The 25,855-nt window shown below is 64.9% G+C and carries 24 protein-coding genes; 13 read left to right on the top strand and 11 right to left on the bottom strand.

Going from position 1 to position 25,855, the window contains the following annotated elements; translation table 11 throughout:
- Window positions 1–49 precede the first annotated feature (49 nt).
- The 7 genes from ACHWUQ_RS09010 to ACHWUQ_RS09040 all read left to right on the top strand — a co-directional run bounded on the left by ACHWUQ_RS09010 (window position 50) and on the right by ACHWUQ_RS09040 (window position 8,115).
- On the top strand, window positions 50–1,126 hold the full coding sequence (locus tag ACHWUQ_RS09010; protein WP_239810176.1) for an ABC transporter substrate-binding protein: 1,077 nt from the start codon (window positions 50–52) through the stop codon (window positions 1,124–1,126).
- Between the two features lie 113 nt (window positions 1,127–1,239).
- Window positions 1,240–2,334 (top strand): ABC transporter ATP-binding protein, encoded by a 1,095-nt coding sequence (locus ACHWUQ_RS09015; protein ID WP_312414134.1) that lies wholly within the window; start codon window positions 1,240–1,242, stop codon window positions 2,332–2,334.
- Complete coding sequence (locus ACHWUQ_RS09020; RefSeq protein ID WP_239810174.1) at window positions 2,331–4,094, top strand: ABC transporter permease subunit; 1,764 nt, start codon at window positions 2,331–2,333, stop codon at window positions 4,092–4,094. The genes ACHWUQ_RS09015 and ACHWUQ_RS09020 overlap by 4 nt, the downstream gene beginning before the upstream one ends.
- A 6-nt stretch (window positions 4,095–4,100) precedes the next feature.
- Window positions 4,101–5,015 (top strand): 4-hydroxy-tetrahydrodipicolinate synthase, encoded by a 915-nt coding sequence (gene dapA, locus ACHWUQ_RS09025; protein WP_312526099.1) that lies wholly within the window; start codon window positions 4,101–4,103, stop codon window positions 5,013–5,015.
- A 13-nt stretch (window positions 5,016–5,028) separates the two neighbouring features.
- Window positions 5,029–6,165, top strand: a complete 1,137-nt coding sequence (locus ACHWUQ_RS09030) for an alpha-hydroxy acid oxidase (protein ID WP_239810172.1) — start codon at window positions 5,029–5,031, stop codon at window positions 6,163–6,165.
- Window positions 6,166–6,194: 29 nt separating this feature from the next.
- Window positions 6,195–7,019 (top strand): IclR family transcriptional regulator, encoded by an 825-nt coding sequence (locus tag ACHWUQ_RS09035; protein WP_312526101.1) that lies wholly within the window; start codon window positions 6,195–6,197, stop codon window positions 7,017–7,019.
- A gap of 322 nt (window positions 7,020–7,341) precedes the next feature.
- Window positions 7,342–8,115 (top strand): ferredoxin--NADP reductase, encoded by a 774-nt coding sequence (locus tag ACHWUQ_RS09040; RefSeq protein WP_239810170.1) that lies wholly within the window; start codon window positions 7,342–7,344, stop codon window positions 8,113–8,115.
- Between the two features lie 68 nt (window positions 8,116–8,183).
- On the opposite strand, the gene ACHWUQ_RS09045 is transcribed toward ACHWUQ_RS09040, so the two are convergent.
- Window positions 8,184–8,711, bottom strand: coding sequence for a flavin reductase family protein (locus ACHWUQ_RS09045; protein WP_312526104.1), 528 nt, complete (start codon window positions 8,709–8,711; stop codon window positions 8,184–8,186).
- A 155-nt stretch (window positions 8,712–8,866) separates the two neighbouring features.
- Here ACHWUQ_RS09045 and ACHWUQ_RS09050 point away from each other — a divergent pair, with 155 nt between their 5' ends.
- Both ACHWUQ_RS09050 and ACHWUQ_RS09055 read left to right on the top strand, forming a co-directional pair.
- Entirely contained in the window at window positions 8,867–9,676 is an 810-nt protein-coding gene (locus tag ACHWUQ_RS09050; RefSeq protein WP_394680940.1) for an alpha/beta fold hydrolase, read from the top strand.
- 241 nt (window positions 9,677–9,917) lie between these two features.
- Complete coding sequence (locus tag ACHWUQ_RS09055; RefSeq protein ID WP_312836092.1) at window positions 9,918–11,018, top strand: branched-chain amino acid aminotransferase; 1,101 nt, start codon at window positions 9,918–9,920, stop codon at window positions 11,016–11,018.
- A gap of 66 nt (window positions 11,019–11,084) precedes the next feature.
- Here ACHWUQ_RS09055 and ACHWUQ_RS09060 read toward each other — a convergent pair whose 3' ends face one another.
- On the bottom strand, window positions 11,085–12,452 hold the full coding sequence (locus tag ACHWUQ_RS09060) for a D-amino acid dehydrogenase (protein WP_394680941.1): 1,368 nt from the start codon (window positions 12,450–12,452) through the stop codon (window positions 11,085–11,087).
- Window positions 12,453–12,506: 54 nt separating this feature from the next.
- On the opposite strand from ACHWUQ_RS09060, the gene ACHWUQ_RS09065 reads away from it, so the two are divergent.
- Window positions 12,507–13,451: a LysR family transcriptional regulator ArgP gene (locus tag ACHWUQ_RS09065; protein WP_394680942.1), complete on the top strand. Its 945-nt coding sequence runs from the start codon at window positions 12,507–12,509 to the stop codon at window positions 13,449–13,451.
- A gap of 176 nt (window positions 13,452–13,627) precedes the next feature.
- Here ACHWUQ_RS09065 and ACHWUQ_RS09070 read toward each other — a convergent pair whose 3' ends face one another.
- The 3 genes from ACHWUQ_RS09070 to ACHWUQ_RS09080 form a co-directional block, all read right to left on the bottom strand.
- Window positions 13,628–14,050 carry a universal stress protein gene (locus ACHWUQ_RS09070; RefSeq protein WP_394680943.1) on the bottom strand — a complete coding sequence of 141 codons (423 nt, stop codon included), beginning with the start codon at window positions 14,048–14,050 and terminating at the stop codon, window positions 13,628–13,630.
- Window positions 14,051–14,508: 458 nt separating this feature from the next.
- A complete protein-coding gene (locus ACHWUQ_RS09075; protein WP_394680944.1) occupies window positions 14,509–15,354 on the bottom strand; it encodes a metallophosphoesterase in 846 nt (281 codons plus the stop codon).
- A gap of 41 nt (window positions 15,355–15,395) precedes the next feature.
- A complete protein-coding gene (locus tag ACHWUQ_RS09080) occupies window positions 15,396–16,373 on the bottom strand; it encodes a LysR family transcriptional regulator (RefSeq protein ID WP_239810163.1) in 978 nt (325 codons plus the stop codon).
- A 173-nt stretch (window positions 16,374–16,546) separates the two neighbouring features.
- On the opposite strand from ACHWUQ_RS09080, the gene ACHWUQ_RS09085 reads away from it, so the two are divergent.
- Window positions 16,547–16,957, top strand: coding sequence for a hypothetical protein (locus ACHWUQ_RS09085; protein ID WP_239810162.1), 411 nt, complete (start codon window positions 16,547–16,549; stop codon window positions 16,955–16,957).
- Between the two features lie 381 nt (window positions 16,958–17,338).
- On the opposite strand, the gene ACHWUQ_RS09090 is transcribed toward ACHWUQ_RS09085, so the two are convergent.
- From ACHWUQ_RS09090 to ACHWUQ_RS09100, 3 genes are all read right to left on the bottom strand, one after another.
- On the bottom strand, window positions 17,339–19,207 hold the full coding sequence (locus ACHWUQ_RS09090; RefSeq protein WP_312836096.1) for a phosphoenolpyruvate carboxykinase (GTP): 1,869 nt from the start codon (window positions 19,205–19,207) through the stop codon (window positions 17,339–17,341).
- A gap of 398 nt (window positions 19,208–19,605) precedes the next feature.
- Entirely contained in the window at window positions 19,606–19,752 is a 147-nt protein-coding gene (locus tag ACHWUQ_RS09095) for a hypothetical protein (protein ID WP_230773683.1), read from the bottom strand.
- A gap of 103 nt (window positions 19,753–19,855) precedes the next feature.
- A complete protein-coding gene (locus ACHWUQ_RS09100; protein ID WP_239810160.1) occupies window positions 19,856–20,467 on the bottom strand; it encodes a LysE family translocator in 612 nt (203 codons plus the stop codon).
- A gap of 109 nt (window positions 20,468–20,576) precedes the next feature.
- Here ACHWUQ_RS09100 and ACHWUQ_RS09105 point away from each other — a divergent pair, with 109 nt between their 5' ends.
- The gene (locus ACHWUQ_RS09105) at window positions 20,577–22,097 is read left to right on the top strand and encodes a PLP-dependent aminotransferase family protein (RefSeq protein ID WP_394680945.1); all 1,521 of its coding nucleotides are present in this window, start codon (window positions 20,577–20,579) and stop codon (window positions 22,095–22,097) included.
- Here ACHWUQ_RS09105 and ACHWUQ_RS09110 read toward each other — a convergent pair whose 3' ends face one another.
- The 3 genes from ACHWUQ_RS09110 to ACHWUQ_RS09120 are packed head-to-tail and all read right to left on the bottom strand — an operon-like array spanning window position 22,098 to window position 25,320.
- Window positions 22,098–22,808, bottom strand: a complete 711-nt coding sequence (locus ACHWUQ_RS09110) for a response regulator (RefSeq protein WP_312526122.1) — start codon at window positions 22,806–22,808, stop codon at window positions 22,098–22,100.
- On the bottom strand, window positions 22,805–24,766 hold the full coding sequence (locus tag ACHWUQ_RS09115) for a type IV pili methyl-accepting chemotaxis transducer N-terminal domain-containing protein (RefSeq protein ID WP_394680946.1): 1,962 nt from the start codon (window positions 24,764–24,766) through the stop codon (window positions 22,805–22,807). The genes ACHWUQ_RS09110 and ACHWUQ_RS09115 overlap by 4 nt, the downstream gene beginning before the upstream one ends.
- Complete coding sequence (locus ACHWUQ_RS09120; protein ID WP_394680947.1) at window positions 24,763–25,320, bottom strand: hemerythrin domain-containing protein; 558 nt, start codon at window positions 25,318–25,320, stop codon at window positions 24,763–24,765. The genes ACHWUQ_RS09115 and ACHWUQ_RS09120 overlap by 4 nt, the downstream gene beginning before the upstream one ends.
- A 133-nt stretch (window positions 25,321–25,453) precedes the next feature.
- Between ACHWUQ_RS09120 and ACHWUQ_RS09125 the strand changes: the two genes are divergently transcribed.
- Complete coding sequence (locus tag ACHWUQ_RS09125) at window positions 25,454–25,660, top strand: DUF3079 domain-containing protein (RefSeq protein WP_312990446.1); 207 nt, start codon at window positions 25,454–25,456, stop codon at window positions 25,658–25,660.
- Window positions 25,661–25,855: the final 195 nt, after the last annotated feature.

The following is a 25,855-nucleotide window of genomic DNA, read 5'->3' on the forward strand; positions in this document are numbered from 1 at the left end:
CCCCTCCCTCCCTTGACTTCTCCTGCCTCTTCCTTCGAAAGGACACTTTATGACTGAGATCACTACCTCCCGTCGCACCGCACTGAAGGCGGCTGTGGCTGGCGCAGGCCTGATTGCTGCACCTGCCGTACTGCGCTATGCCCGTGCCACGTCCAAGCGTATCGTGGTGCGTGATGACGGCGGTATCTACACCAAGGCCTATGGCGCGGTGTACTACAAGCCATTCACGCAGAAGACCGGCATCGAAGTGGTGGGGGTGCAGGCAACGGCCGAGCCCGTGGCGCAGATCCGCAGCATGGTCGAGACCAAGAACTACACCTGGGACATGGCCAAGATCAGCCAGCCCGCGATCCTGCTGCTGACCGAAGGCGGCAAGGTGCTGCTGGAAAAGCATGGCCTGGAGAACGATCCCTTCGTCAAGACCATCCCGGCCCAGTACATGTCGCCCTACGGCGTGGGCACCAATGTCTACAGCACCGTGCTGGCCTACCGTGAAGAGGCCTTCAAGGGCCGCGCCGCGCCCAAGTCCTGGGCCGATTTCTGGAACGTCAAGGACTTCCCCGGCCGCCGTGGCATCCGCAAGCACCCGTTCGACACGCTGGAGCAGGCCGCGATGGCCTCGGGCGTGCCGGCCGCGCAGCTGTATCCGCTGGATCTGGACCGCGCCTTCAAGGCCCTCGATGCGATCAAGCCCAAGATCGACGTCTGGTGGAACTCCGGTGCCCAGGTCGAGCAGATGCTCAAGTCCGGCGAAGTGGACATGATCGCCACCTGGGTGTCGCGCCCGCAGTCGGCCAATGCCGATGGCGCCAAGATCGGCATCGTCTGGAACCAGAACATCTGGGGCGTGGACAGCTGGTCGATCCTGGCGGGCACGCCCAATGCAGACGCCTGCCGCGAGTTCATCAAGTTCGCGTCCGAGCCCCAGCGCATGGGCTCGCTCAGCCAGTACTTTGCCGCTGGCGTGACCCAGCCCGAGGCCTTCAAGTACATCAAGCCCGAGCTGGCCAAGGACTCGCCCACCTATCCCGACAACATCAAGAACGGCGTGCAGATCGATGCCAAGTACTGGGTGGCCAACCAGGCTGCGGTGATCGAGAAGTTCAACGGATGGGTGCTGAAGTAAGCACGGCCCGCCACTGATGACGAACCCTGCGGAGCGGCGGCACAACACGCCAGCCTCCGCACAGGCACCCCCAGGTTCATTCGTTGCACCGCGGTGCAATGGAGTCCATTGAAATGAAGAACATAAAACTGTCGATTGCGGGTCTGACCAAGCGCTACGGCTCCTTTGTCGCGCTGCACCCCACCAACCTGGAAGTGCCTGAGGGCGAGTTCCTGACCCTGCTGGGCCCTTCGGGCTCGGGCAAAACCACCTTGCTGAGCATGATCGCCGGCCTGTCCGTGCCCGATGGCGGCCAGCTGCTGATCAACGGCAAGGACGTGACCTATGGCGCGCCCTATGAGCGCGACATCGGCATGGTGTTCCAGAACTATGCGCTGTTCCCGCACATGACGATTGCCGAGAACATCGCCTTTCCGCTGAAGATGCGCAAGCTGGACCGCGCCACCGCGATGAAGCGCGCACTGGAGGCGCTGGAGCTGGTGCACCTGCCCCATGTGGCGCAGCGTTTTCCGAAGGAACTCTCGGGCGGCCAGCAGCAGCGCATTGCGCTGGCGCGCTGCCTGGTCTACAAGCCGTCCATCGTGCTGATGGACGAGCCCCTGGGCGCGCTGGACAAGAAGCTGCGCGAGCACATGCAGCTGGAGATCAAGCGCATCCACCGCGAGGCCGGCACCACCATCGTCTATGTGACCCACGACCAGGAAGAGGCGATGACCATGTCGGACCGCATCTGCCTGATGAACGGCGGCCGCATCGAGCAGCTGGGCTCGCCGGCGGACCTGTACTTCCGCCCGCGCACACCGTTTGTGGCCGATTTTCTGGGTGAGAGCAATCTGTTCAAGGGCACCGTGGTGTCCAGCCAGGGCGGCCAGGCCCGCGTGGCCTTGAACGGCACCAACACCGAACTGCTGGCATCGGCCGACCAGCCGCTGACCACCGGCGCCAAGGTCTGCGTGATGGTGCGCCCGCAAAACATGGCGGCCGCTGCAGCGGCCCAGGGCGCCAGCGAACGCTTCAGCGGCCAGCTGCTCGACACGATGATCACCGGCAGCCTCACCAAGCTCTACCTGAAGGCGCCTGCCCTCAGCAGCGAGCCGGTGGTGCTGTCCTTCCCGACCTCCATCGCCAAGCATGACCATGCGCTGGGCAGCACCGTGGACTTTGGCTGGTCCAGCAGCGATGCCGTCGCCGTTCCGGAGCCCGCATGAACAGCGCCGCCACCCCCCGCGCGGCCTGGGTAAGGCCGCTGATGATGGCCGCACCGCTGGTCATGCTGTTTCTGGTGCTGCTGGTCTACCCGGTCGGCCAGTTGCTGCTGCTGAGCATCTACAGCGATGGCAGCTTCAAGTGGAACAACTACAGCCAGCTGTTCAGCTCCTCGGTCTACCTGGACACGATGTGGATCACGTTGAAGATCTCGCTGGTCACGGCGCTGCTGTCCATCATCGGCGGCTACCCGATTGCCTACCTGGTCTCGTCCTTGCAAAAGGACAAGAAGAGCCGCTGGGTGTTCTGGATTCTGCTGTCCTTCTGGACCAGCTTTCTGGTGCGCGCCTTTGCCTGGATCGTGGTGCTGGGCCGCAATGGCCTGGCCAACCAGCTGCTGCTGGCGCTGGGCCTGCAGGATGCGCCCTCCAACATGCTCTACAGCTTTGGCGCCGTGCTGGTGGGCATGGTCCATGCGCTGATGCCGCTGGCCGTGCTGACCATGCTGTCGGTGATGGAGAACATCGACCGCAATCTGCCGCGCGCGGCGCTCACCCTGGGTGCGCGCCCGGGCACCGCGTTCTGGCGCGTGTACTTTCCGCTGTCCATGCCCGGTGTGGCAGCGGGCGCCATCATGGTCTTTGTCACCGCCGTGGGCTTCTTCATCGTGCCCCAGCTGCTGGGTGGCCGCAAGGAGACCATGATCACCCAGCTCATCATCGAGCAGGTGATGCAGGTGATGAACTGGGGCTTTGCCGGCGCCATCTCGGTGCTGCTGCTGATCGTGGTGCTGATCGTGTTTGCGGTCTATGACAAGGTGCTGGGCCTGTCGACGATGACGGGCGCGCAGTCCGACAAGAGCAACCACAGCAGCGGCTTCATGCGCCAGCTGTCCGAGACGGTGCTGGGCCTGCTGGGCAGCATCAGCGACCGCCTGATTGCGCTGGTTCCCCGCTCGCGCAAACGCGATCTGCAGCAAGGCGATTCGTTCGTGCTGCGCGCCAGCGTGGTGGCGCTGCTGGTGTTCCTGAGCGTGCCTGCGCTGCTGATGATCCCGATCTCGTTTGCCGACAAATCGGGCCTGAACTGGCCGCCCCAGGGCTTCACCCTGCAGCACTACCAGGACATGCTGGCCTCGCCGCTGTGGATCAACGCCACGGTGCGCAGCTTTGTCGTGGGCTTTTTTGCCGCGCTGGCGGCGATGGCCGTGGGCACGCCGGTGGCCTTTCTGCTGGTGCGCAGCCAGATGCGCGGCAAGGCCTTGCTGCTGGCCTTTGTGCTGTCGCCGCTGATCATCCCCCGCATGATCATTGCCGTGGGCATGTTCTATTTCTTCTCCAAGGTGGGCCTGGTGGGCACCTCGCTGGGTCTGGTGCTGGGGCATACCGTCATCGCCATCCCCTATGTGGTGATGACCATGATGGCCGTGCTGCGCAACTACGACACGCGCCTGGACATGGCCGCCCAGAGCCTGGGCGCCCGCCCCTGGCAGACCCTGCGCTATGTGACCTTCCCGATTATTGCCGCCGGTCTGACCTCGTCCTTCCTGTTTGCCTTTGCCACCTCGTTTGACGAGCTGACCATCTCGCTGTTTGCCTCCGGTGGCCTGAGCTCCACCCTGCCCAAGCAGTTCTGGGATGAAGTGACCCTGCAGATCTCGCCGGTGATCGCCGCCGTCTCGACCTGCCTGTTCGCCTTCATCGGCATTTTGATCACCTGTGCGGACTGGCTGCGTCGCCGCTCCGCCGCTTCTTTGAATTGATGAACCATGACTACACGTATCACCTCTGAGCAACTCCGCGGCATCTTCCCTGCACTGGCCACGCCGGTGACCGCCGACGGCCAGATCGACACCCAGGCCGTGCGCGCGCTGCTGGACCACCTGCAAGGCAGCGGCATCAGCGGCACCGTGCCGCTGGGCGGCACTGGCGAATACGGCGCGCTGTCGCGCACCGAACGGGCCCGCATGGTGGCCACCGTGCGCGAGCACCAATCCGCTGACCTGCCGGTGCTGGCTGGCGTGCTCGACCCCGGCTACCACGACGCCATCGCCTCGGGCCAGGCGCTGGCCGATGCCGGCGCAGACGCGCTGATGGTGCTGACGCCCTACTACACCACGCCGTCGCAGCAAGGCATCCGCGACTACTTCCTGCGCTATGCGGATGCGTCGCCGCTGCCGGTGGTGATCTACGAGATCCCTTACCGCACCCGCATCTCCATCGCGCCCGAAGTGCTGCATGAGCTCTCGCGCCACGAGAACATCATCGGCATGAAGGCCTGCAACACCGACATGTACCACTTCCTCAAGGTGGTCAAGGGCGTGGATGCCAGCTTTGCCGTGCTGAGCGGCGAGGACACCATCTTCCCCGCGCAGATGCTCTGCGGCGCCCAGGGCGGCATCATCGTGACGGCCAACCTGCTGCCCAAGACGTGGACCCGCATGTACGCACTGCTGACCAGTGGCCAGACCCAGGAAGCGCTGGCCCTGCACCAGGAGCTGATCGGCCTGTTGGACCTGGCCTTTGCCGAGACCAACCCGGGCCCGATGAAGTCGGTCTGGGACCTGGTGGGCGTGCAGGCGCCGCACCTGCTGGCCCCGCTGGTCGATTGCAACCCCGAGCTGTCCGCCCGCCTGCGCCAGGTGCTGACGGCCCAGCTGCAGGCTGAGCACGCGCTGGCCTGAGCGAGCACCCGCCATGCTGCCTGCCATCAAAGACTACCGGGAGCTGGCGCGCCGGCGCCTGTCCCGCTTCGCTTTTGACTACCTCGAAGGCGGCGCGGAAGACGGCCGCAGCATGGCGCGCAACCTCGCCTCCTGGGGCGATGTCACCTTCTTGCCGCGCACGATGGTCGATGTCAGCCAGGTGGATACCAGCATCACCCTGTTTGGCCGCCAACAGGCGATGCCGGCCTTTGTCGGGCCCACCGGTCTGAACGGCCTGTACTGGCCCCAGGCCGAGCAGGTGCTGGCCCGCGCCGCGCATGCGGCTGGCCTGCCCTTTGTGATGTCGACGGCCTCCACATCCTTGCTGGAAGATGTGCGCGCCGCCAGCCCGGGCGATCTGTGGCTGCAGCTCTATGTGCAAAAGGACCGCCGCATCGCGCAGAGCATGATGGCCCGCGCGCAGGCAGCGGGCTTCAGCGCACTGATGCTGACGGTGGACACCATGGTGCATGGCAAGCGCGACCACGATGTGCGCAACGGCTTTCGCATGCCCGTGCCCTGGACGCCCCGGCTGCTGGCCGACCTGCTCAGCCACCCGCGCTGGTGCCTGCGCATGCTGCGCCAGGGCGGCTCGCCGCAGCTGGTCAACCTGGCACGCAGCGCCGGGGTCGAGAGCAATATCCAGAAGCAGGCCGCCGCGATGAGCCGCGAGATGGACATGGGCCTGCGCTGGGAAGACCTGGCCTGGGTGCGCCGCCACTGGAAGGGGCCCGTCATCGTCAAGGGCCTGCTCAGCGCCGATGATGCCCGGCGCGCGCTGCAGGCTGGCGCCGACGGCATCGTGGTCAGCAACCACGGCGGGCGGCAGCTGGAGTGCGCACCCGCACCGATGGCGCAATTGCCGCAGATTGCCGACGCGGTTCATGGCAAGATGCATATCTTTGTCGACGGCGGGGTGCGCCGCGGCAGCGACATCGCCAAAGCCCGGGCGCTGGGGGCCGATGCCGTCCTGCTGGGGCGTGCGCCGCTCTACGGACTGGCCGCACGCGGCCCCCAGGGCGTGGCCGAGGTTCTGGAGATACTGCGCACCGAGTTCGAGACGACCCTCAGACTGCTGGGCGCGCCGCAGGCCACAAGCCTGAACGCGACCTTCATGCAAGACCATTAGACAGTGACCCGAGACAGCCGCTTTTTACGATGCCTAAAAACACCCACAGCATTGCCGAGCCCGTAGCAAGCGTTGAACCCTCTGCCCGTGAATCCTCATTGTTCGTGGGCTCCCTGGCCAAGGCCTTCCAGGTGCTGGAAGCCTTTCGCGACACCCACCGCGAGATGTCGCTGGCCGAGATTGCCCGGGCCGCCCAGCTCGACCGCAGCGCCACCCAGCGCATTGTTTTCACATTGGAGAACCTGCGCTACATCCGCCGCCTGCCCGGCTCCAACCAGTACACACTCGCGCCCGAGGTGCTGCGCCTGTCGTACAACTACCTGCGCTCGCAACGCATCGTCGAGCGGGCCTATCCCTACCTGATCGAGATGACCCATACCCTGGGCGAGACCTCGAACCTGCAGGAGATGGATGGCAACGAGGTGGTCTTCATCGCCAAGGTGCCGGGCCGCTACATCTACAACTCGGAATTTGCCGTGGGCTCGCGCCTGCCTGCGGCCTATACCGCATCGGGCCGCGCGATGATGGCCAAGCTGCCGGTGGACGAGCGCCTGCGCCTGATCGGATCGACGCCGCTGGTCAAGATCACCGCCCAGACCATGACCGACCCCGAAGAGCTGCTGCGCCGCATCGAAGACGCCGAGCGCGACGGCTATGCGATCGTGCAGAACCAGACCGTGGTGGGCGATATCTCGGTGGCTGCCGCCATCACCGGCCGGGGCGGCGTGCCCATTGGCGCGATCACCATCTCGGCCCCCTCCACGCGCTGGGGCACGGCCAAGGCCGAGGCCGAGCTGCTGCCCCATGTGCTGCTGGCAGCGACCTCGATTTCCAACATCCTGGATAACTTCTAGGGATGCTCTGCAAAACCCTCGCCAAGCGGGATGGACGCAGATCGGGATGAGACGCAAGGCGTCTTTTGCAGTCAATAGCTGTAGCTATTGACAAGGAAGACAACGCAGCGGATCGCCCGAGCCCGCGTTCAGACCACGGCAGGGAGTTTTGCAGAGGGTCCCTACGCCATCTGCGTTATTGCGCTAGGTCGAAAATAGGCCCTGAAACGGTGAAAAACCCCGTTCACAACGCGCCGATATGTCCATATGACGTTTAAGTTGTATGAATAGTGAACAATAGCGTTTATAGATATACACAAGACTAACTGAGTACTGCACTGCTATGAGCGCCTTTCTCGAAGAACGTGTCCTGTCTGTTCACCACTGGACCGATCGTTTGTTCTCCTTCACGACCACCCGTGATCCCGCGCTGCGTTTCTCCAGCGGCCACTTCACGATGATCGGCCTGAAGGTCGACGGCAAGAACCTGCTGCGCGCCTATTCCATCGCCAGCCCCAACTACGAAGAACACCTGGAGTTCCTGTCGATCAAGGTCGATGACGGCCCGCTCACCAGCAAGCTCCAGCACATCCAGGTGGGTGACACCATCATCGTCGGCAAGAAGCCCACGGGCACCTTGCTGGTCGACTACCTGCTGCCTGGCAAGAACCTGTACCTGATCGGCACCGGCACCGGCCTGGCGCCGTGGCTGTCGGTGGCGCGCGACCCCGAGACCTATGACCACTTCGAGAAGGTCGTCGTCGTACACGGCGTGCGCCAGGTCCAGGAACTGGCCTACCAGAAGCTGCTGGAAGAAGAGCTGCCCAACCATGAGTTCCTCGGCGAAATCGTCAAGGACAAGCTGGTGTACTACCCCACGGTGACGCGCGAGCCTTTCCGCAACCAGGGCCGTATCTCCAACCAGATCACCGCCGGCACCTTCCCGCAGAACATCGGCCTGCCCGAACTGAACCCGGACACCGACCGCGTGATGCTCTGCGGCAGCCCCGCGATGCTCGCCGAACTCAAGGAACTGCTGGAGGCCAGGGGCTTCAAGGAAGGCAATACCTCGACGCCAGGCGACTTTGTGGTGGAACGCGCCTTCGTCGAGAAGTAAGCAGCGCCCCGCCCGCCCAATGAAAAACGACCCTCGGGTCGTTTTTTGTTGCCTGCAGCACGTGTGGCTTAGATCAGCTGCTCAGTGTAGAAATTGCCACCGTGGTAGAGCAGCGGCGGCACGCCCGCCACATGCTGGCAATGCGCCACCTCGCCGACGAGGATCACATGGTCGCCCGCATCATGGTGGGGGCCGTTGCGGCACTCAAAACTGGCAATGGCGCCGGCCAGCAGCGGCACGCCGGTAACGCCCATCTCAAACTCCACGCCCGCCCAGCGGTCAATGCCCTTGCGGCTGAACTGCAAGGCCAACGCCTTCTGGTGCGCGCCCATCACATTGATCGCGTAGTGGCTGGCGGTCTCGAACACCGGCATCGAGCTGGCCGTCTTCATCAGGCTCCACAGCACCAGCGGTGGCGTGAGCGATGCGGAATTGAAGGAGCTGATCGTCAACCCGACCTTGTTGCCATCGGGCGCCAGCGCTGTCACCACGGCCACCCCGGTGGCGAACTGGCCCAGCGCATTGCGAAACTCACGTTCGGAAAACGAGGCAGAAGCGGGTGATTGCAGGTGTTCAGGAGGCAGGGAGCGGTTCACGGGGCAGGCAGACGGCAGGGGCAGATGCCATGCCGTCAAAAGCATGGATAAGGGCCATTATCGGCCAGCAGGCGAGGCCCCTGCGGGCGTAGGTGCTTGAAAACAAGGCAGACGGGCCGCATCTGCGAGGGAAACACTCGGCGAGAAGCACACCTATGTCCCTGATTCCCAATTTTGCGATGCTTGGCAGCGGCCCGACGGTGCTGATGCTCCACGATGCCGACACCGACCATCTGGGCTTTGCCCCGCAGGTAGAGCTGCTCGCCAGCCAGGGCTATCGCGCCATCGCCTGGGACATGCCCGGCTACCATGCCAACCCACCGCCCTATGGCGGCTACAGCCTGAAGGCGCTGGCTGCCACGGCGGACGGCCTGCTGGAAGCGCTGAAGATTGGCCGCGCCCATATCGTCGGCCATGGCATGGGCGCCATGGTGGCCGCCGAGCTGGCTTTGCGCCACCCCACCCGCGTGCGCAGCCTGACCCTGGTGGCCGGCGGCCCGGCGCTGGAGGCCGACAGCCAGCAGCACTGGGTGCAGACGCGCCAGCAACTGCTGGCCCAGTGCCAGCAGCAGGCCAGCACCGAGCCGGTGCAGATGCAGCGTTTTGCCGAGCTACTGGTGCAGCTGCAATCGGGCCAGCAGGCCTTGCCCGAAGGCCTGCAGCTGGCGCGCCATGCGATCACCCAGATCCAGCCTCTGGCCTATGGCCGCATGCTGGAGATGCTGGCCGGCCCCAGCACCCTGGCCGAACGCCTGCCCCACCTGACCCAGCGCTGCCTGCTGGTGAGCGGCGGCCAGGATGTGTGCATGCCGCCCCAGCGCATGCAGGCGCTGGCAGACCTGCTGCCCCAGGCCCGGCACGAGAGCCTGGAAGGCGTTGGCCACTGGCCCCAGCTGGAGAGCCCGGATGCCTTCGAAGGCCTGCTGCTCGATTTTTTGGCGACCCAGCGTGCGACGGTTCACTAGGAAAAACCCGTAAGCTGGCCGCCTGCGATGGCCGTTTGCCTCTGCAGGTGGTTGACTCGCCATGCTGGCAATGCAGCCTGCTTGGCGCCACCGGCGCAAAAAACTGGCATGCTATGGGGTTTGGCGTGCAGCCCGTCACTTTGTCCTGGAGCCTCTCCAGGCTGGCGGACGGCCACCATGACCGGCAGCGGCTCCCCCACAGAACGCTGCTGTCCCTGTTGCCAACTGAAGGATTAGTCCCGTGTCCCCCTCTTCCCTGACCTTTGCCGTCACCCCATCGAGCCAGCCACGCAGCGCCCAAGAGCGCGCCAAGATTCTGGACAACCCGGGTTTTGGTCTGCACTTCACCGACCACATGGTCTCGGTGCACTGGGACAAAGAGGGTGGCTGGCGCGATGCGGCCGTGACCCCCTACGGCCCGATTGCGCTGGACCCCGCTGCAGCCGTGCTGCACTACGGCCAGGAAATCTTTGAAGGCATCAAGGCCTACCGCCATGCGGACGGCTCGGTCTGGACCTTCCGCCCCCAAGCCAATGCCGAGCGCCTGCAGCGCTCCGCCCGCCGCCTGGCCCTGCCCGAGCTGCCGGTCGACATTTTTGTGGAATCGCTCAAGCAGATCATCGCTGTGGACAAGGACTGGGTGCCCAGCGGCAACGAAGCCAGCCTGTACCTGCGCCCGTTCATGATCGGTGACGAAGTCTTCCTGGGCGTGCGCAGCGCCCACAAGGCCACCTACTACGTGATCGCCTGCCCCGCAGGCCCCTACTTTGCCAAGGGCGTGGCGCCCGTGGCGATCTGGCTGTCCACCGACTTTGCCCGCGCGGCCAAGGGCGGCACGGGTGCCGCCAAGTGCGGCGGCAACTATGCCGCCTCGCTGCTGCCCCAGCAGCAAGCCCAGGACAACGGCTGCTCGCAGGTGCTGTTCCTCGACCCTGCCGAGGGCAAGTACCTCGAGGAGCTGGGCGGCATGAACGTGTTCCTGGTCTACGGCAAGCAAAACAAGCTGGTCACGCCTGCGCTGTCGGGCAGCATTCTGGAAGGCATCACGCGCGACTCGCTGCTGCAACTGGCGCGCGACCGTGGCATGGTGGTCGAAGAGCGCAAGATCGCCGTTGACGAGTGGAAGCAAGGCGTGGCTTCCGGTGACATCACCGAAGTGTTTGCCTGCGGTACCGCGGCCGTCATCACCCCCATCGGCCAGCTCAAGGGCGAAGGCTTCTCGGTGGGCGACCTGTCGGCACCGGCTGGCGAAGTCACGATGGCGCTGCGCAAGGAGCTGACCGACATCCAGTACGGCCGCGCCCCGGACCGCCACGGCTGGCTGGTGCGTCTGGACGCCTGATCCCTTCCGATAAACGCCAAAAGGGCCGCACCGTGTGCGGCCCTTTTTCATGGAGCGGTAAGCCCGTCAGGCTGCAACAGCGGCCCGGCTCCTGGCTTCGCTTTCAAAGCCGTAGAAACCAAATTGCATGTCCGGCATGCGGCCGCTCACCAGCTCGGCCATGGCCTTGCCGCTGCCGGCACCATGGGTCCAACCCAGGGTGCCGTGGCCGGCATTGATCCAGAGCTTGCCGATCTTGGTGCGGCCAATGAACGGGATATTCGTGGGGGTGGCAGGACGCAGGCCGGTCCAGAACTGCGGGTTGCCGCCCTGCTCGGGCAGGCGGGTATCGCAGACGCCGGGCATCAGCTCCTCGATGCGGCGCGCCAGCATGTGGCAGCGGGCCTTGGCCAGCGGGCTGTCCAGCGAGCTGTCAAAACCGTTGAGCTCGATGGTGCCGGCCACGCGCAGCTGGTTGCCCAGCCGGCTCATCGCCAGCTTGTTGCCGTCGTCAATGCAGCTGACAAAGGGCGCAGCCTCGGGCTTGAGGATCGGCAAGGTGGCGCTGTAGCCCTTGCCGGGGTAGATGGCGACGTTCAGGCCCACGGTACGCAGCAGCGGCGCGGTGTAGCTGCCGCAGGCGACGATGACGGCATCGCCCTGCAAGGTGCGTGGGCTGCTGTCTGCACCCGCTGCAGTGGCGCGCACGGTGACCGAATCGATCGCGCCGCCCGCCACATTCAGCCGCTCGACCCGGTGGTTGTAGAGAAACTGCACACCGCCCTGGGCACAGAGCTGGGCGAGCTTTTGCGTGAACACGCGGGCGTCGCCGCTCTCATCGCTCTCGGTAAAGGTGCCGCCCTTGATCTGCGCGGCATAGGGCTTGAAGGCGGGCTCGATCTTCAGAAACTCTTCGGTGCTGACCATGCGGCGGTTCACACCGTACTGGCGCATCAGATCGACGGCCATCTGTGCATCCTGCACCGCTTCGTCGCTGGTGAAGAAGTGGGCAATGCCGCGTTCGAGCCGGTTGAACTCGATGCCGGTCTGCGCCACCACGGCCTTCAACGCGCTGTGGCTGTAGGCACCGAGCGCGACGATCTGCTGCACATTGCGAGCAAAGGAGCGGTCATTGCACTCGGCCAGAAACTGGGTGAGCCAGCGCCATTGCTGCGGATCGGCATGGGGGCGCAGCAGCAGCGGTGCCTCCTTGTCGAACATCCACTTGAGCGCCTTGAGCGGGGCATGCTTGTTCGCCCAGGGCTCGCAGTAGCTCACCGAGATCTGCGCGGCATTGGCAAAGCTGGTCTCCAGCGCCGCGTCCGGTTGGCGGTCCACGACGGTGACGTCGTGGCCGAGTTGCAGCAAATGCCAGGCAGTGCTGGTGCCGATGATGCCGGCGCCGAGGATGATGACTTTCATGGCTCTCAGTGTCTGGCATCTTGGCTGTAACATAAAGTGCAATTAAACTTCTTCAGGATTCATCAGTTCTACTAATACTGGAGCCCCATGAGCAACCTGGACCCGGTCGCGCTGGAATGCCTGGCCGCCGTGATTGAAGAAGGCGGTTTCGAGAAGGCCGCTTTGCGACTGAATGTGACGCAATCGGCGGTCTCGCAGCGGCTGCGCGCGCTGGAGGCACAGATCGGCTCGGTGCTGGTGGTGCGCAGCCGTCCGCTGCGCCCGACGGCGGCAGGGCAGTTGCTGCTCAAGCACACCCAGCAGCTGCGGCTGCTGCGCACCGACCTGGAGCAGGAGCTGCACAGCCTGCTGCCCCACACCCAGCGCCGCAACGCCCATGACGAGGCCATCTCGATCGCCATCAATGCCGACAGCATTGCCACCTGGGCGCTGGATGCGCTGCAGGACATCGCGCTGCAGCAGCTGCCGCTGGAGATCATCACCGACGACCAGGACCACACGTTGGAGCTGCTGCGCACCGGGGAGGTGCTGGGCTGTGTCACGACGATGCCCAGAGCCTTGCGCGGCTGCCGCGTGACGGCGCTGGGCGCGATGCACTACATCGCCGTGGCCTCGCCCGCCTTCGCCGAGCAGCATGTGCCGCAGGGCATCAACCGCAGCAACTTCAAGCACCTGCCGTTTCTCAGCTACAACCGCAAGGACGACATGCAGCGCGTGTTTGTTGCCCGCGCGATGGGGCTCAAGACCGTTGGCCTGCACCAGCTCTACGTCCCCAACTCCGAAGCCCAGGTGCGCGCCGTGGCCGCTGGCTGGGGCGTGGGCGTGGTGCCCGAATTGCTCGCCCGTCCCTACCTGGCCGATGGCCGCCTGGTCAATGTGGCCGAGGCCCAGCTGCTGCGCGTCGATCTGTTCTGGCATTGCTGGAACCTGCAATCCGCCTTGCTCAGCGCGCTGAGCGACGCGATGGTGCACAGCGCCAAGGGCAGCCTGGCGCCGCCCACCGCAGCCGCGCGCGCCACCGTCAAGGCATAAAAAAACTGCCTGCACCCCCTGGGGTGCAAGCAGTTTCCGGATGACCACCGGTATTCATTGCACCGGTGGTTCCACCCCTCCCTCATTGGTCAAATCTGTTGGTGGTGCAGTATCCACGCCAAGTATTGCTATATGGTGAATAGCAAATGACAGACTCGTTATCTGATCCTATCCATTTACCGAATCAACAATACCGGCAGCTTGCTCTCCGCCAGTACCTGGGTGGCCACCGAGCCCAGCACCAGCTTGGCCAGCGCGCCATGGCCCCGGGTGCCCATGATCAGCAGGTCATAGCCGCCGTTATCGGCCGTCTCCGCAATGGTCTGCGAAATGGGGCCCACAGCGCTCTCTGCCACGGCCTTCACCTGGTGGGCAGCCAGGAACTCCTGCACGGGCACCAGCACCTTTTGCGCTTCTTCCGAGTGGTAATCGTCCACCAGCGCCTTGCCCAGGGCCTTGGCGGCCCGGGGCGGCAGCAGCGGCTGCACCGTGAGTGCCGTGTAATGGTGGTTGGAGGTCAGCCACTCTGCGTGCGCTGCCAGGTAATCCAGCATTTTTTGGGTGTAAGGGCTGCCGTCAACGGCCAACAAAATACGCATGCCTTAACTCCTTCAACAAGGGGTGAGGGACCCAACACCGGTGCCACGACCAACGCTGGACTGTGAGCTGGCAAAACCCGCATGCCGGCACCGGCAACGCGCTTTACAGGCTTAAATCATGTGTATCAGCTTATAGATTCATCGTCAAACGCACATTGATGTGCATCAGGCTTGGCGAAAAATTTAAGTGAAAACCCTTGATTTTGATCGAAGATGCTAAGCACGCACCGGAGAAGAAAAGTCGACCGTAAACGTTTTGCTGCTGAAATGCGCCCAAATGACTGTTTTAGGGACGCGGTATGCAAAATGGAGATGAATAGGCGGGATATATGCGCCCGCTCAAGGCATAGCGGCGGCGCAGAGGCTAGTCAGCGCCAAGCACAAACCTTACCGTACCGATGTTGTGGAGCCGCGCGAGAAGTCGTGGCGCGCCGAGCAGTCCCTGAGAACCTGCCGCCTTACACCCGCACCAGGCAATGCGGGTTGAAGGTCTCCTGCTCGCCCTTGCGCGCATAGCCCAGCGGGTTGGCCACGACCCGGCATTGCCAGGGGCGGCCATCGCTGTGCTGGCCTTTGGCCAGATAGTCGCTCGGCGCATGCAGGTGGCCGTGGATCCAGAGGTCGGCATAGGGCAGCAGGTCATCCAGCACATTGCAAAAGCCGGCGGTGCCAGGGGTCAGCCCATAGCGCGGATCGGCGCTGCGCAGGCTGGGGGCGAAGTGGGTGATGACGACGGTCTTGCCGTCAAAGGGCTCGGCCAGTGCGGCGCGCAGCCATTGCTGGCAGCGCAGCGCTTCGTCGCGCATCTCGGCAGCCAGAAAGGGCTGGCCGTTGCGCACGGTCTGGGCCTTGGTCAGGTAGAAGTTGGCGGCCTTGAAGGCCTTCTCGCGCTGCTTCATCAGCGCGCCCAGCTCGGTCACGCCGTTGTGCAGCGCAATGGCGTCGTAGTCGGACCAGAGGGTGGTGCCGATGAAGCGCACGCCATCGATCACCAGGGTTTCGCAGTCCAGCATCGTGATGCCCAGCTTGTTGCAGCTGGCGCGCAAGCGTTGCCGGGCCATGTCGAAATCCTGGTTGTCGAACTCATGGTTGCCGGGCACCAGAATCACCGGCTCGGGCCAATGGCCTCCCGCCTGCTGCGGGCTAAACTGGCCCAGGCCAAAATCTGCATCGTCCAGCATCGATCCATTCTGGTAGGAGCCAATGTCGCCGGCCAGGATCAGCAGCTCGGCGCCGGGCGCGGGCTGGGCACGGAAATGGGGATGGGTCTCCAGGTGCAGGTCGGACAGGATTTGCAGGTGCATGGTCGCCAAGCCTACCATGGGCTTTGGCGGCTTGCAGCCCGCTACATCGGTAATTCCAGGTCAGGAAAAGCCGCCCGCGCCGAGCGCTCCAGCGCATGCAGCATCCATTCCAGCGCCGAGGGTGGAATATGCCCGCTGCGGCTGCGCCACAGCGCATCCACATGCACGGCTTCCACGCGCAGCGGCAGCGGTTGGAAGGCCAGCAGATCGGCAATGCCGGTGGCGGGCACAAAGTGGCGCGGCAGCACGGTCAGCAGATCGGTGCGCGCCACGACGCGGGCGGCAGTGAAGTACTGGTTCACCGTCAGCACCACGCGGCGCTTGCGGCCGATCGATGCCAGCGCCTCGTCCAGAAAGCCAAAGGGCTGGCCGGAAAAACTCACCAGCATATGGCGCGCATCGCAGTAGCGCTCCAAAGTCAGCAAGCCCTCACTCAACGGATGGTCCTTGCGCATCACGCAGAGGTATTCGCCGTCATACAGGCGCCGGCTCTCGAAATCCACCAGATCCCCCGATTGGGCGCGGGCCGTCATCTCGGCCAGCACGAAGGGGAAATAGCCCACGGCCAGGTCGGCAGTCTCAGCCTCCAGCTCCTCACGCGGATCACGTGTAGTGAGTGGTTGCACATGTACGGAGACGCCTGGCGCCTCGGTCTCCAGAATATGCATGAGGCTGGGCAGCAAGGTGGCGGCTGTGGCATCGGCCATCGCCACGACAAAGGCCTGGGTGGCGTGGGCCGGGTCAAAGCGCTCGGGGGCAAAGCTGGCCTGCAGCCGCGCCAGCGATTCACGCACCACCGGCCACAGCGCATTGGCCAGCGGCGTGGGCTCCACGCCCTGGCCGCTGCGCACCAACAGTTCGTCATTCAAGGCTTCGCGCAGGCGCCGCATCGCATTGCTGACTGCGGGTTGGGTGATGGACAGCTTATCGGCGGCCCGGGTCAGGCTGCGCTCATTCATCACCTCGTCGAATACACGCAACAGGTTCAGATCGAGATGCCGAAATTGATGGGGCAGCATTTTCAATCCTTTGCGGTGCTGAGCGGCCTGCAATACATCACTGGCATGAATGATACAGATTCAAAAGATAAATTTGAGATGGTCTAGGGTAAACCCTATACTTCGTGCATCGCTTCCAAGAAGCATTAATACCAAAGACATCCATCATGACCAACAGTTTTGTACACACTGACATGGCTACCGAGCACACGGGCGTTCTGCGTGTGGAACGTGCTGCTGAACATCTCAAGACCACCTTCGGCACCAAGGGCATCGGCGCTTCCTTGATGCTGGCAGCCCTCGTTGCTGCAGTGCTGGTCGTGGCTACCCGCCTGGTGGACTCCGTCGCTGGCGGCAGCCACTGGATCGCTGGCTGGGCCCTGCTGTGGGCCGTCGCCTTTGTCGCCATCGCCCTGCTGGCTGCCCCTGCCCGCAACCTGAGCAGCAGCCTGCGCGCCGCACGCCGCAGCTGGGACGAAGGCCACCGCCGCGCCATGGAAGACGACAAGACCTGGCAAGTGGCCCTGCAAGACAGCCGCGTGATGGCTGACCTGAACCGCGCCATGAGCGACGCAGCGGTTTCGTTCTACCACAAGAACTACTGATCAACGCCGGGGTTCCTCCAGAGCCCCAGCGCCGGCAGCCACGATCTGCCTTTCTAAAGCCACGGCATGCCGTGGCTTTTTTGTCGTTGGCGACCGCAGTCCCTCCAAAGCGGATGCGCGGCTTGGCGTGGCAGCACAGCTCTACCCGCACAAGCCGCAGCACTTGAACAACGGTTGGCAAGCGGTTTACCGCCCAGCAAGCTGCTGGCTGTATGCCACAAACCACAGTTCCATCCCTGCACTGACACGGAGCCCAGGCAGGTCTACCGCAGCTCCGCATCCAAAACAAAACCCCGCATGCCTGAAACATGCGGGGTTTTGCGGTGCGTCGTTGGCTGCGTCACTGGCAGCGGAGCTACCAGCGCGCGGGCGAGCGGCCGGTCAAGCAGCGGTCAGGCGCTTTTCAAGATCGGCCTTGATATCCAGCAGCGCTTGGGGCAGGCGCTGGGCCAGGTGGTCGAAATGGGCCTGGTGCGACGCCAGCTCTTCGGTCCAGACGGCGGTGTCGATGTTGGTGACGGTCTTGAACTGCTCGGCATTGAAGTCCAGGCCGGTCCAGTTGATCTCGGCGTACTGTGGGGCCACGCCAAAGGCGGTCTGCGTACCCTGCACCTGGCCTTCGAGGCGGTCCAGCATCCACTTGAGCACGCGCATGTTCTCACCGTAGCCGGGCCAGACGAACTTGCCAGCGGCATCCTTGCGGAACCAGTTGGTGGTGTAGATCTTGGGCAGCTGCGCGCCAGCGGCTTCGAGCTTGTCGCCCAGGTTCAGCCAGTGGGAGAAGTAGTCGCTCATGTTGTAGCCCATAAAAGGCAGCATCGCGAACGGATCACGGCGCACCACGCCTTGCGCGCCAAACGCGGCAGCGGTGGTTTCGGAGCCCATGGTCGCGGCCATGTAGACGCCTTCCTTCCAGTTGCGTGCTTCGGTCACCAGCGGCACGGTCGTCGAGCGGCGGCCACCAAAGATGAAGGCATCGATCTTCACGCCCTTGGGGTCGTCCCAGGCTTCGTCGAGGGCCGGGTTGTTGGTGGCAGCCACGGTGAAGCGGGCATTCGGATGGGCGGCCTTGGCGCCGGTTTCCTTCGCAATCTGCGGGGTCCAGTCCTTGCCTTGCCAGTCGATCAGGTGGTCCGGCAGCTGGCCGCTGTCCTTTTCCATGCCTTCCCACCACACATCGCCGTCGTCGGTCAGCGCGACGTTGGTGAAGATCACGTTCTTGTCCAGGCTGGCCATGCAGTTGGGGTTGGTGTGGTAGTTGGTACCCGGGGCCACGCCAAAGTAGCCCGCTTCGGGGTTGATCGCGCGCAGCGAGCCGTCGGCCTGCGGCTTGATCCAGGCGATGTCGTCACCGATGGTGGTGACTTTCCAGCCTTCAAAGCCGGTGGGCGGCACCAGCATCGAGAAATTGGTCTTGCCGCAGGCGCTGGGGAAGGCGGCTGCCACATGGTACTTTTTGCCCTGGGGGTTTTGCACGCCCAGAATCAGCATGTGCTCGGCCAGCCAGCCCTGGTCGCGGCCCATGGTCGAGGCGATGCGCAGCGCAAAGCATTTCTTGCCCAGCAGCGCATTGCCGCCGTAGCCCGAACCGTAGGACCAGATTTCGCGCGTCTCGGGGTAGTGCACGATGTACTTGGTCTTGTTGCAAGGCCAGCTGGTGGTGTCCTTTTCGCCGGCTTGCAGGGGCGCGCCGATGGTGTGCACGCAGGGCACGAAGTCGCCATCGCTGCCGATCACGTCATACACGGCACGGCCCATGCGGGTCATGATCTTCATGTTGACTGCAACATAGGCGCTGTCGGACAGCTCAATGCCGACGTGGGCGATCGGCGAGCCCAGCGGGCCCATCGAGAACGGCACCACATACATCGTGCGGCCCTTCATACAACCGTCAAACAGCGGCTGTAGAGTCGAACGCATCTCGGCAGGTTCCATCCAGTTGTTGGTGGGGCCGGCATCCTCTTTCTTGGCCGAGCAGATGTAGGTGCGGTCTTCGACACGTGCCACGTCCGAGGGATCGGACCAGGCCAGAAAGCTGCCTGGGCGCTTGGCGGGGTTGAGCTTCTTGAAGGTGCCGGCATCGACCAGTTGCTGGCAGAGGCGGTCGTATTCTTCCTGGCTGCCGTCGCACCAGTAGACGGAATCAGGCTTGCACAGTGCGGCCATATCGGCCACCCAGGCAATGAGCTTGGGGTTCTTGACATAGTCGGGCGCCTGAATGGCCACACCGGCTTGGACGTTTGCGTTCATCGGAAGCTTTCAAAGTTGTAAACGGTTCATCAAAAACCGCTGCGGCCCGCTCCCTGGCCGGCAACCCATTTTTGAAAAACCGTCTCCATTGCGTCGGACAGGGCGCCATGCCTGTGCGCAAAAATGCCTACGCTGGACTCGCGATTTTAGCAGTCGGACCCCAAAACGGTGATTTTCGGTCACCACATCTATGCATTTGATGCATGACAAAATGCATAATTGTATTGATACCGGTTTCTTTGGCCAGCCGCCTGTCGCGGAGGTGGCGCGGCCCTGCAGTGGCCAAGGCGCGTATGCCGCGCGGGGCCGCGCCAGCCATCATCGGCCAGCGGCAGGCGATAAAAAACCCGCCAGCGGCGGGTTCAGCAACAGGCCCTCGGGCGCGGATCGCGCGGCGCTCAGGCCATGTAGACGGCAATGAAGGCCAGCAGGAACATCATCAGCGCGCCCACCACGGGGAGCACCACCGGCATCAGCGGAACAATGGCTTCCACGGTATCCACCGGAGGGTGTTCGGTATCGGCGTCGGTGTGCGGGCTGGACATGGGCTCTCTCCAATGCAAAGGCTGAGGACCATTGTAGCCATCGGGCCCCAGCGTGCATGCTGGGCAGAAACCCTGATCCTGGCGGAGTGACGCGCCCCAGCGATCAGCCCTCCAGCACCGGATACAGCGACAGCACCAGCAGTGCCGCCATGCACCAGTTGAAGCGCTGCAGTGCCCGGGGCGTGCGCAGTGCGCGGCCCACCGCACTGCCAAACAAGGTCCAGACGCTGACGCTGGGGTAGTTCACCACTCCCAGCACCAGCGCGGCGAGCAGCAGGTTGGCGGTATATCCATCGCGCGGGGTATAGGTCGCCACGATGCCGATGGCCATGACCCAGGCCTTGGGGTTGACCCACTGGAACGCAGCGGCCTGCCAAAAGCCAAAGGGCTGCGCACCGGCCTGCCCGGCGCCGGCCTGGCCGGAGCGGGCAATCTTCCAGGCCAGCCACAGCAGGTAAGCGGCACCCAGGTACTTGAGCCAGGTGTAGAGACGCGGCTCCCGCTCAAAGGCCACGCCCAGCCCCAGGCCCACCAGCAGCAGCATGGCCACCACCCCCAGGCTGATGCCCAGCATGTGCGGCACCGTGCGGCGGTAGCCAAAAGTGGCGCCCGAGGCCGTCAGCATCACATTGTTGGGGCCCGGGGTGACCGAGCTGACAAAGGCGAACAGGGCCAGGGGCAACACAAAAGCGGAGGTTTGGGGCAGAACGGACATGGCAGCGTGCGAACAAGGAAGAAAAGAAAAGCTGTTGCCATGCTACCGCCAGGATGCAGTACAGTACCGGTACACTTTAACTGGCCACTTGCAGAATTGGCCTGCTCTTATGACCCAGACACTTTCGCCGCCCCCCGAGACCGCAGCCGACACCGCTGCGCCCGGCTCACGTGCCCGCCCGCTGGCAGCGGCCGCCTGGGGCTGGCAACCAGTGCGCACCGGCAGCGCCTCCCTGGTCGAGCAGCTGGTGGCGCATTTCAGCGACCGCATCCGCCACCACGGGCTGCGCACGGGCATGCGCCTGCCATCGGTGCGGGCACTGGCCGACCAGGCGGGCGTAAGCCGCGACACGGTGGTGCAGGCCTATGACCGGCTGGCCGCACAAGGCCTGGTGCAATCCCGCCGGGGAGCGGGCTTTTTTGTCTGTGCCCAACGCGCGCTGGCCGTAGCGGCCGCTGCCCCTGCGGCCAGCCTGGCCCAGGGTGCTGCGTTTGACACCGCCTACCTGCTGCGCGGCATCTTCCGCGAGGATGCCGATGGCTCCGGCCACACCGGCAGTGCCGGCTGCCTGCCCGCCAGCTGGATGGACGAAGGCCTGATCAGCGGCGCGATGCGCGCCATTCTGAAGCAGGGCGTGCGGGCCGAACGCAGCCTGCTGGGCTATGGCCTGCCCCAGGGTCTGGCGCCGCTGCGCCGCCAAATTGCATCCACGTTGCAGGCACAGGAAGTACCCGCTCACCCCGAGACCCAGCTGATGACGGTGAGCGGCGTCACCCACGGGCTGGACCTGATCGTGCGCTGCTTTCTGCAGCCGGGCGACACCGTGCTGGTCGAGGACCCGGGCTGGTTCCTGATCTTTGGCCGCCTCAACACGATGGGGGTGAATGTGGTGGGCGTGCCGCGCCTGCCTGGCGGCCCCGATGTGCAGGCGCTGCAGGCCCTGGCCGCGCAGCACCAGCCCAAGCTTTTCATCCTGAACACCGCCGTGCACAACCCCACCGGGCTGAGCCTGTCGGCCGGTGTCGCCCATGAGGTGCTGCGCATTGCCGAGCGGCATGATTTTCTGCTGGTCGAGGACGACACCTATTCCGAGTACCTGGGCAATATGCCCTTGCGCCTGGCGGCCATGGACAGGCTGCAGCGCGTGCTGCTGGTGGGGGGCTATTCCAAAACACTGTCGGGCGGCTTGCGCGTGGGCTATGTGGCGGCGCGGCCCGAGTTCATCCACCAGCTGACCGATCTGAAGCTGCTGGGCGGCCTCACCTCCGCGCTGCCCAGCGAGCAGATCGTGCACCGCATCCTGGCCGATGGCAGCTACCGCAAGCATGTGGACCGGCTGCGCGAGCGGGTGGACAAGGCGCGCCACCGCTGCCTGCGCCAGCTCGAAGCGCTGGGCTGCCACGCAGTGCATGAGCCGGTGGCCGGCACCTTTGCCTGGGTGGACTGCGGCATGGACTCGGAACTGCTGGCGCGCCAGGCCAGCGAACATGGCCTGCTGCTGGCACCCGGCGTGCTGTTTTCGCCGCGCCAGGCGCCGTCAAGCTTGCTGCGCATCTCGGTAGCGATGGCCGAGCAACCGGCCGCCTGGCGCACCCTGGCCCTGCTGCTGGAGCGCCACCGGGGCACTTGATCAGGCCCCTGTGCGACCGCGCCCCTCGGTCAGCAGCACAGCAGCTTGCACCCGCGATGACAAGCCCAGCTTGCGCAGAATGTGCTGCACATGGATCTTCACCGTGGTCTCGGCAATGGCCAGGCTGCGCGCAATCTCCTTGTTGCTGGCACCGGCAGCGATCTCGCGCAGGATCTCCAGCTCGCGCGGCGACAGCTGCTCCAACGGGTCGACCGGCTCGGGCACCGCAACGGGTGCCGCAGCCGGCTCTGCTGGCCGGGTTTGCAGCGCGTTCACCAGCTTATCCGTCATTTCCATGCTCACCGTCGATTGGCCGCGCAAGGCGCGCTCGATCGCTGCCACCAGCACCTCGCTGTCCGCCGTCTTCAGCAAATAGCCATGGGCGCAACGCTGCAAGGCCAGCGCCAAGGTGTCGGCATCTTCGCTGGCGGTGAGCATCAGCACCCGCGCAGCGGGCGCGGCGTCGCGCAGGCCGGGCAGCAGGTCCACGCCACTCACGCCCGGCATATGGTGGTCCAGCAGCACCACATCGGGCTGCAGCTGCGCGGCGTGGCGCAGCGCCTCGCCGGCATCTCCTGCTTCTGCCACCACCTGCAGCTGCGGCTGGGCGGACAGTAGAGCGATCACGCCCCGCCGGAAAAGCGGGTGGTCGTCCACGACGAGCAGCCGAATCGGCGCAACAGGGAGGGTAGGCGTTGGTGCTGCATTCATGCGGGGCTCCTGAGCGTAAGCGGTGCAGCGGCCACGGGCTGCAATAGGGGCAGGCTCAAGCGCACACAAGTGCCTGCACCCGCAACGGACTCGATCTCCAAGCGGGCACCAATGCCTGCCGCACGTTCGCGCATGATGCGCAGGCCCACATGGGTTTCGTCCAGTGCCGGGGCGGTTTGCGCCATGCCCTGGCCATCGTCGCGCACCTCCACCGCCCACTGTGGGCCTTGCTCCACCTCCACCCACACCTGGCTGGCCTGCGCATGCTTGCGCACATTGGATAGCGCCTCCTGCACCACGTGCAGCACCTGCACCTGTACATCGGGCGGCAGCGCCATGCCTTCGCCGGCGATCTGCAGATGCGCGGGCAAACCGGTCTGGTGCTCGAACTTGGTCAAGGTGGTGCGCAGCGCAGGCACGATGTCCTCGGCATTGGTACGGGTGCGAAAGTGCAGCAGCAGCTCACGCACATCGGACAGGCTCTCGCGGATGCCGGTATCGAGTTCGGCCAAGGTTGCCTGCACGCGTGCGCCATCGGGCGGCACCCGCGCTATATCGCGGCGCAACAGCCCCGCCTGTATCTTCAAAAACGCCAGGCTCTGCGCGATGGAATCATGCAGCTCGCGCGCCAGCAGGCCGCGCTCATCGGCCACCGCTGCCTCGCGTTGCAAGGCATCGGCGCGCAGGCCCTCCATGCCACCGGCCAGGTGGCTGGCCAGTGCATCGAGCAGTGCTCGGTCATCCGGCGCCAACGTGGTCGCATCGCGAAAGAACAGGTCTACCTCGCCCACCATGCGCTCATGCAGGCGCACCGGCACGCTCAGCACGCTGACAAAGCCCGCCCGGCGGCACTGCCCGGCATCCACCCGGCTGGCCCCTGCAGGCACGCCGCTGCGCCAGTCCTGCAACGCCACCAGCTGGGTCTGCGCGTGGGCCTGGGGCTGGCCGCAAAAGCAGTCACCGGTGGGCACGCAGTGCTCGGCAGCCACCATCTCCTCGGGCAGTCCTTCGGAGGCAAGCAGCACATAGCGGCGGTTGTCCTCATCCGACCAGCGCAGCGCCACCGCATCGGCCTGCGCGGTCTTGCGCATCTGGGCTGCAAAGCCCTGGGCCAGCACCGGCAGCGAATCGGCCCGCGCCACCAGGGCAGCACCGTCATAGAGCACCGCCAAACGGGCACGCTCGGCCTGCAGGTGTTCGGTCTTTTGCTGCACGCGGCGCTCCAGGCTGGCATACAGATCCTGCAGGCGCAGGGCCATGCGGTTGAAGCCCCGGGCCACCGCGCCAAACTCATCGCCACCATCGGCCTGCACGCGCACCGACAGGTCACCCGCCTCCACCTGGGCCAGGGCTGTCTGCAGCCGCGCCAGCGGCCCAAACACCAGCAGCTGCGCCGCATACATCAGCGCCAGCGCGGCGGCAATGGCCAGCGCCATCATCACGAACTGGGCCGTGTTGAGCCAGGTCGTCCAGCGCGCGAGCTGCTGCTCAATGCGGCCCACCAGGTGGTCCACCTCGCTCACAAAGCTCTGCGCCTGCTGGGCCGTGACCTCGGCCTGCACCGCATGGCTGCCGCGCATCGGTTGCTGCCAGGCCGCACGTACCCGCTGCCAGCGCTGCTGCACGGCCGCCAAGGCCGCACGCGAGGCTGCATCGCGCGGCACCGACAGCGGCCGGGCGGCATCGCCCTTTTCCAGCAAGGCCAGGCTGGTGTCGAGCTGGCCGATCAGCAGGGCCAGCCGCTGCGGGCTCGCATCCGGCAAGGCCTGCGCCAGCTGCCAGGTCTGCATGCGCATGCGCCCCGCTTCATTCACGGCCGCAGCGCCGCCTTCGAGCGACCAGGTCAGCCGCAAGGTCAGTCCAATCGCGACCAGCGCCATCAGCAGCAGCGCGCAGCCAATGGCGCCAATCTTGACGGCCAGCGGCCGCTGCCGTGTGGGCTGCTGCTCCGCCTTCATGGCCCCACCTCCGGGTAGCGCACACCGCGCCGCTGCGCCATCTCGCGCCCCATGGCTGCTTGCACGGTTGGCTCCAACACCGTTTGTGCGCTGGGATAGGCCTGCGTCTCTTCTGCGGCGATATGGCGCGTATACACCGCTGCAAAATCCGCCCAGCGGCGCCGTGCCGCCACCAGCGCGTTGCCCGACGGGGCATGCCCAGCCTGCACCGCCTGCAGATCCGCCCGAATCGCCGGCCACAGCGCCTCCATCTGCCGGTGTTCGGCCTGCAGTTGGTCTGCCAGCGCCCGTTGCCCGGCGGCCCGCAGCGCGGGCAGCACATGCAGCTCTTCGTCCTGGTGGTGCAAGGGCGCAGCCAGGTCAAAGTAGCGCTGCACATCGGCCGCCGCATCGCGCGCCTGGCCCTGCGCATCGTCGCCGCCTTGCTCTGCCAGGTAAGCACCCAGGCGGCCCAACAGATCCAAGCTGCGCGCCACCCGGCCATGGCAGGCCTGCAGCAGGCTAAACGGCTCGTCAAAGCCTGCTGTGGGTGGGGTGTTCAGGAGCTGTGTCACAGCCTCCATTTTCGCTGCCCATCGCTGACCGTGCGTTGCGGTGTACGCCAAGCATGATCCAGGTCAAATCCTGCTGCCTGGCACAGGCGCACAGTGGTGCGGTACCGCTACATCTTTGCCCTGTTAGCTCTTTATGGCCAAACGTTTTCCTATCCATCCTGCGCATCCTGAGCGGACTTGCTGGGGGTGTGACCGTTATTGCGCTGCGTCGTCTATGGCTTGTGGCAATGGGTCGGAGCGGTCGGCGCATCCGGTGGAGTTGTTTGGGCCCGATTGGGCGGAGTGGGATCCTTTGGCTTCTCAGCCTGCTGAGGATGCTGGTCTGCCAGGGCAGTCCTGATGTTTCGGGCGGAGGTCGGCATTCCATTGCTCTTGGCCCTGCAGGCTCCTGCTTTGGCCTTCAGGCCGGAGGCCGGTTTTCGCCCGGCAGGCGACTCACTTTCTTGCTCGTGCAAGAAAGTAAGCAAAGAAGCACGCCCCTGCTGTCTGCGACCCCTCCGCTGCGCTGCGAGGCAACCTGTGGCGTGACCTTTGC

This window comes from uncultured Comamonas sp., from assembly GCF_964277875.1.
GTDB lineage: Bacteria > Pseudomonadota > Gammaproteobacteria > Burkholderiales > Burkholderiaceae_C > Comamonas > Comamonas sediminis.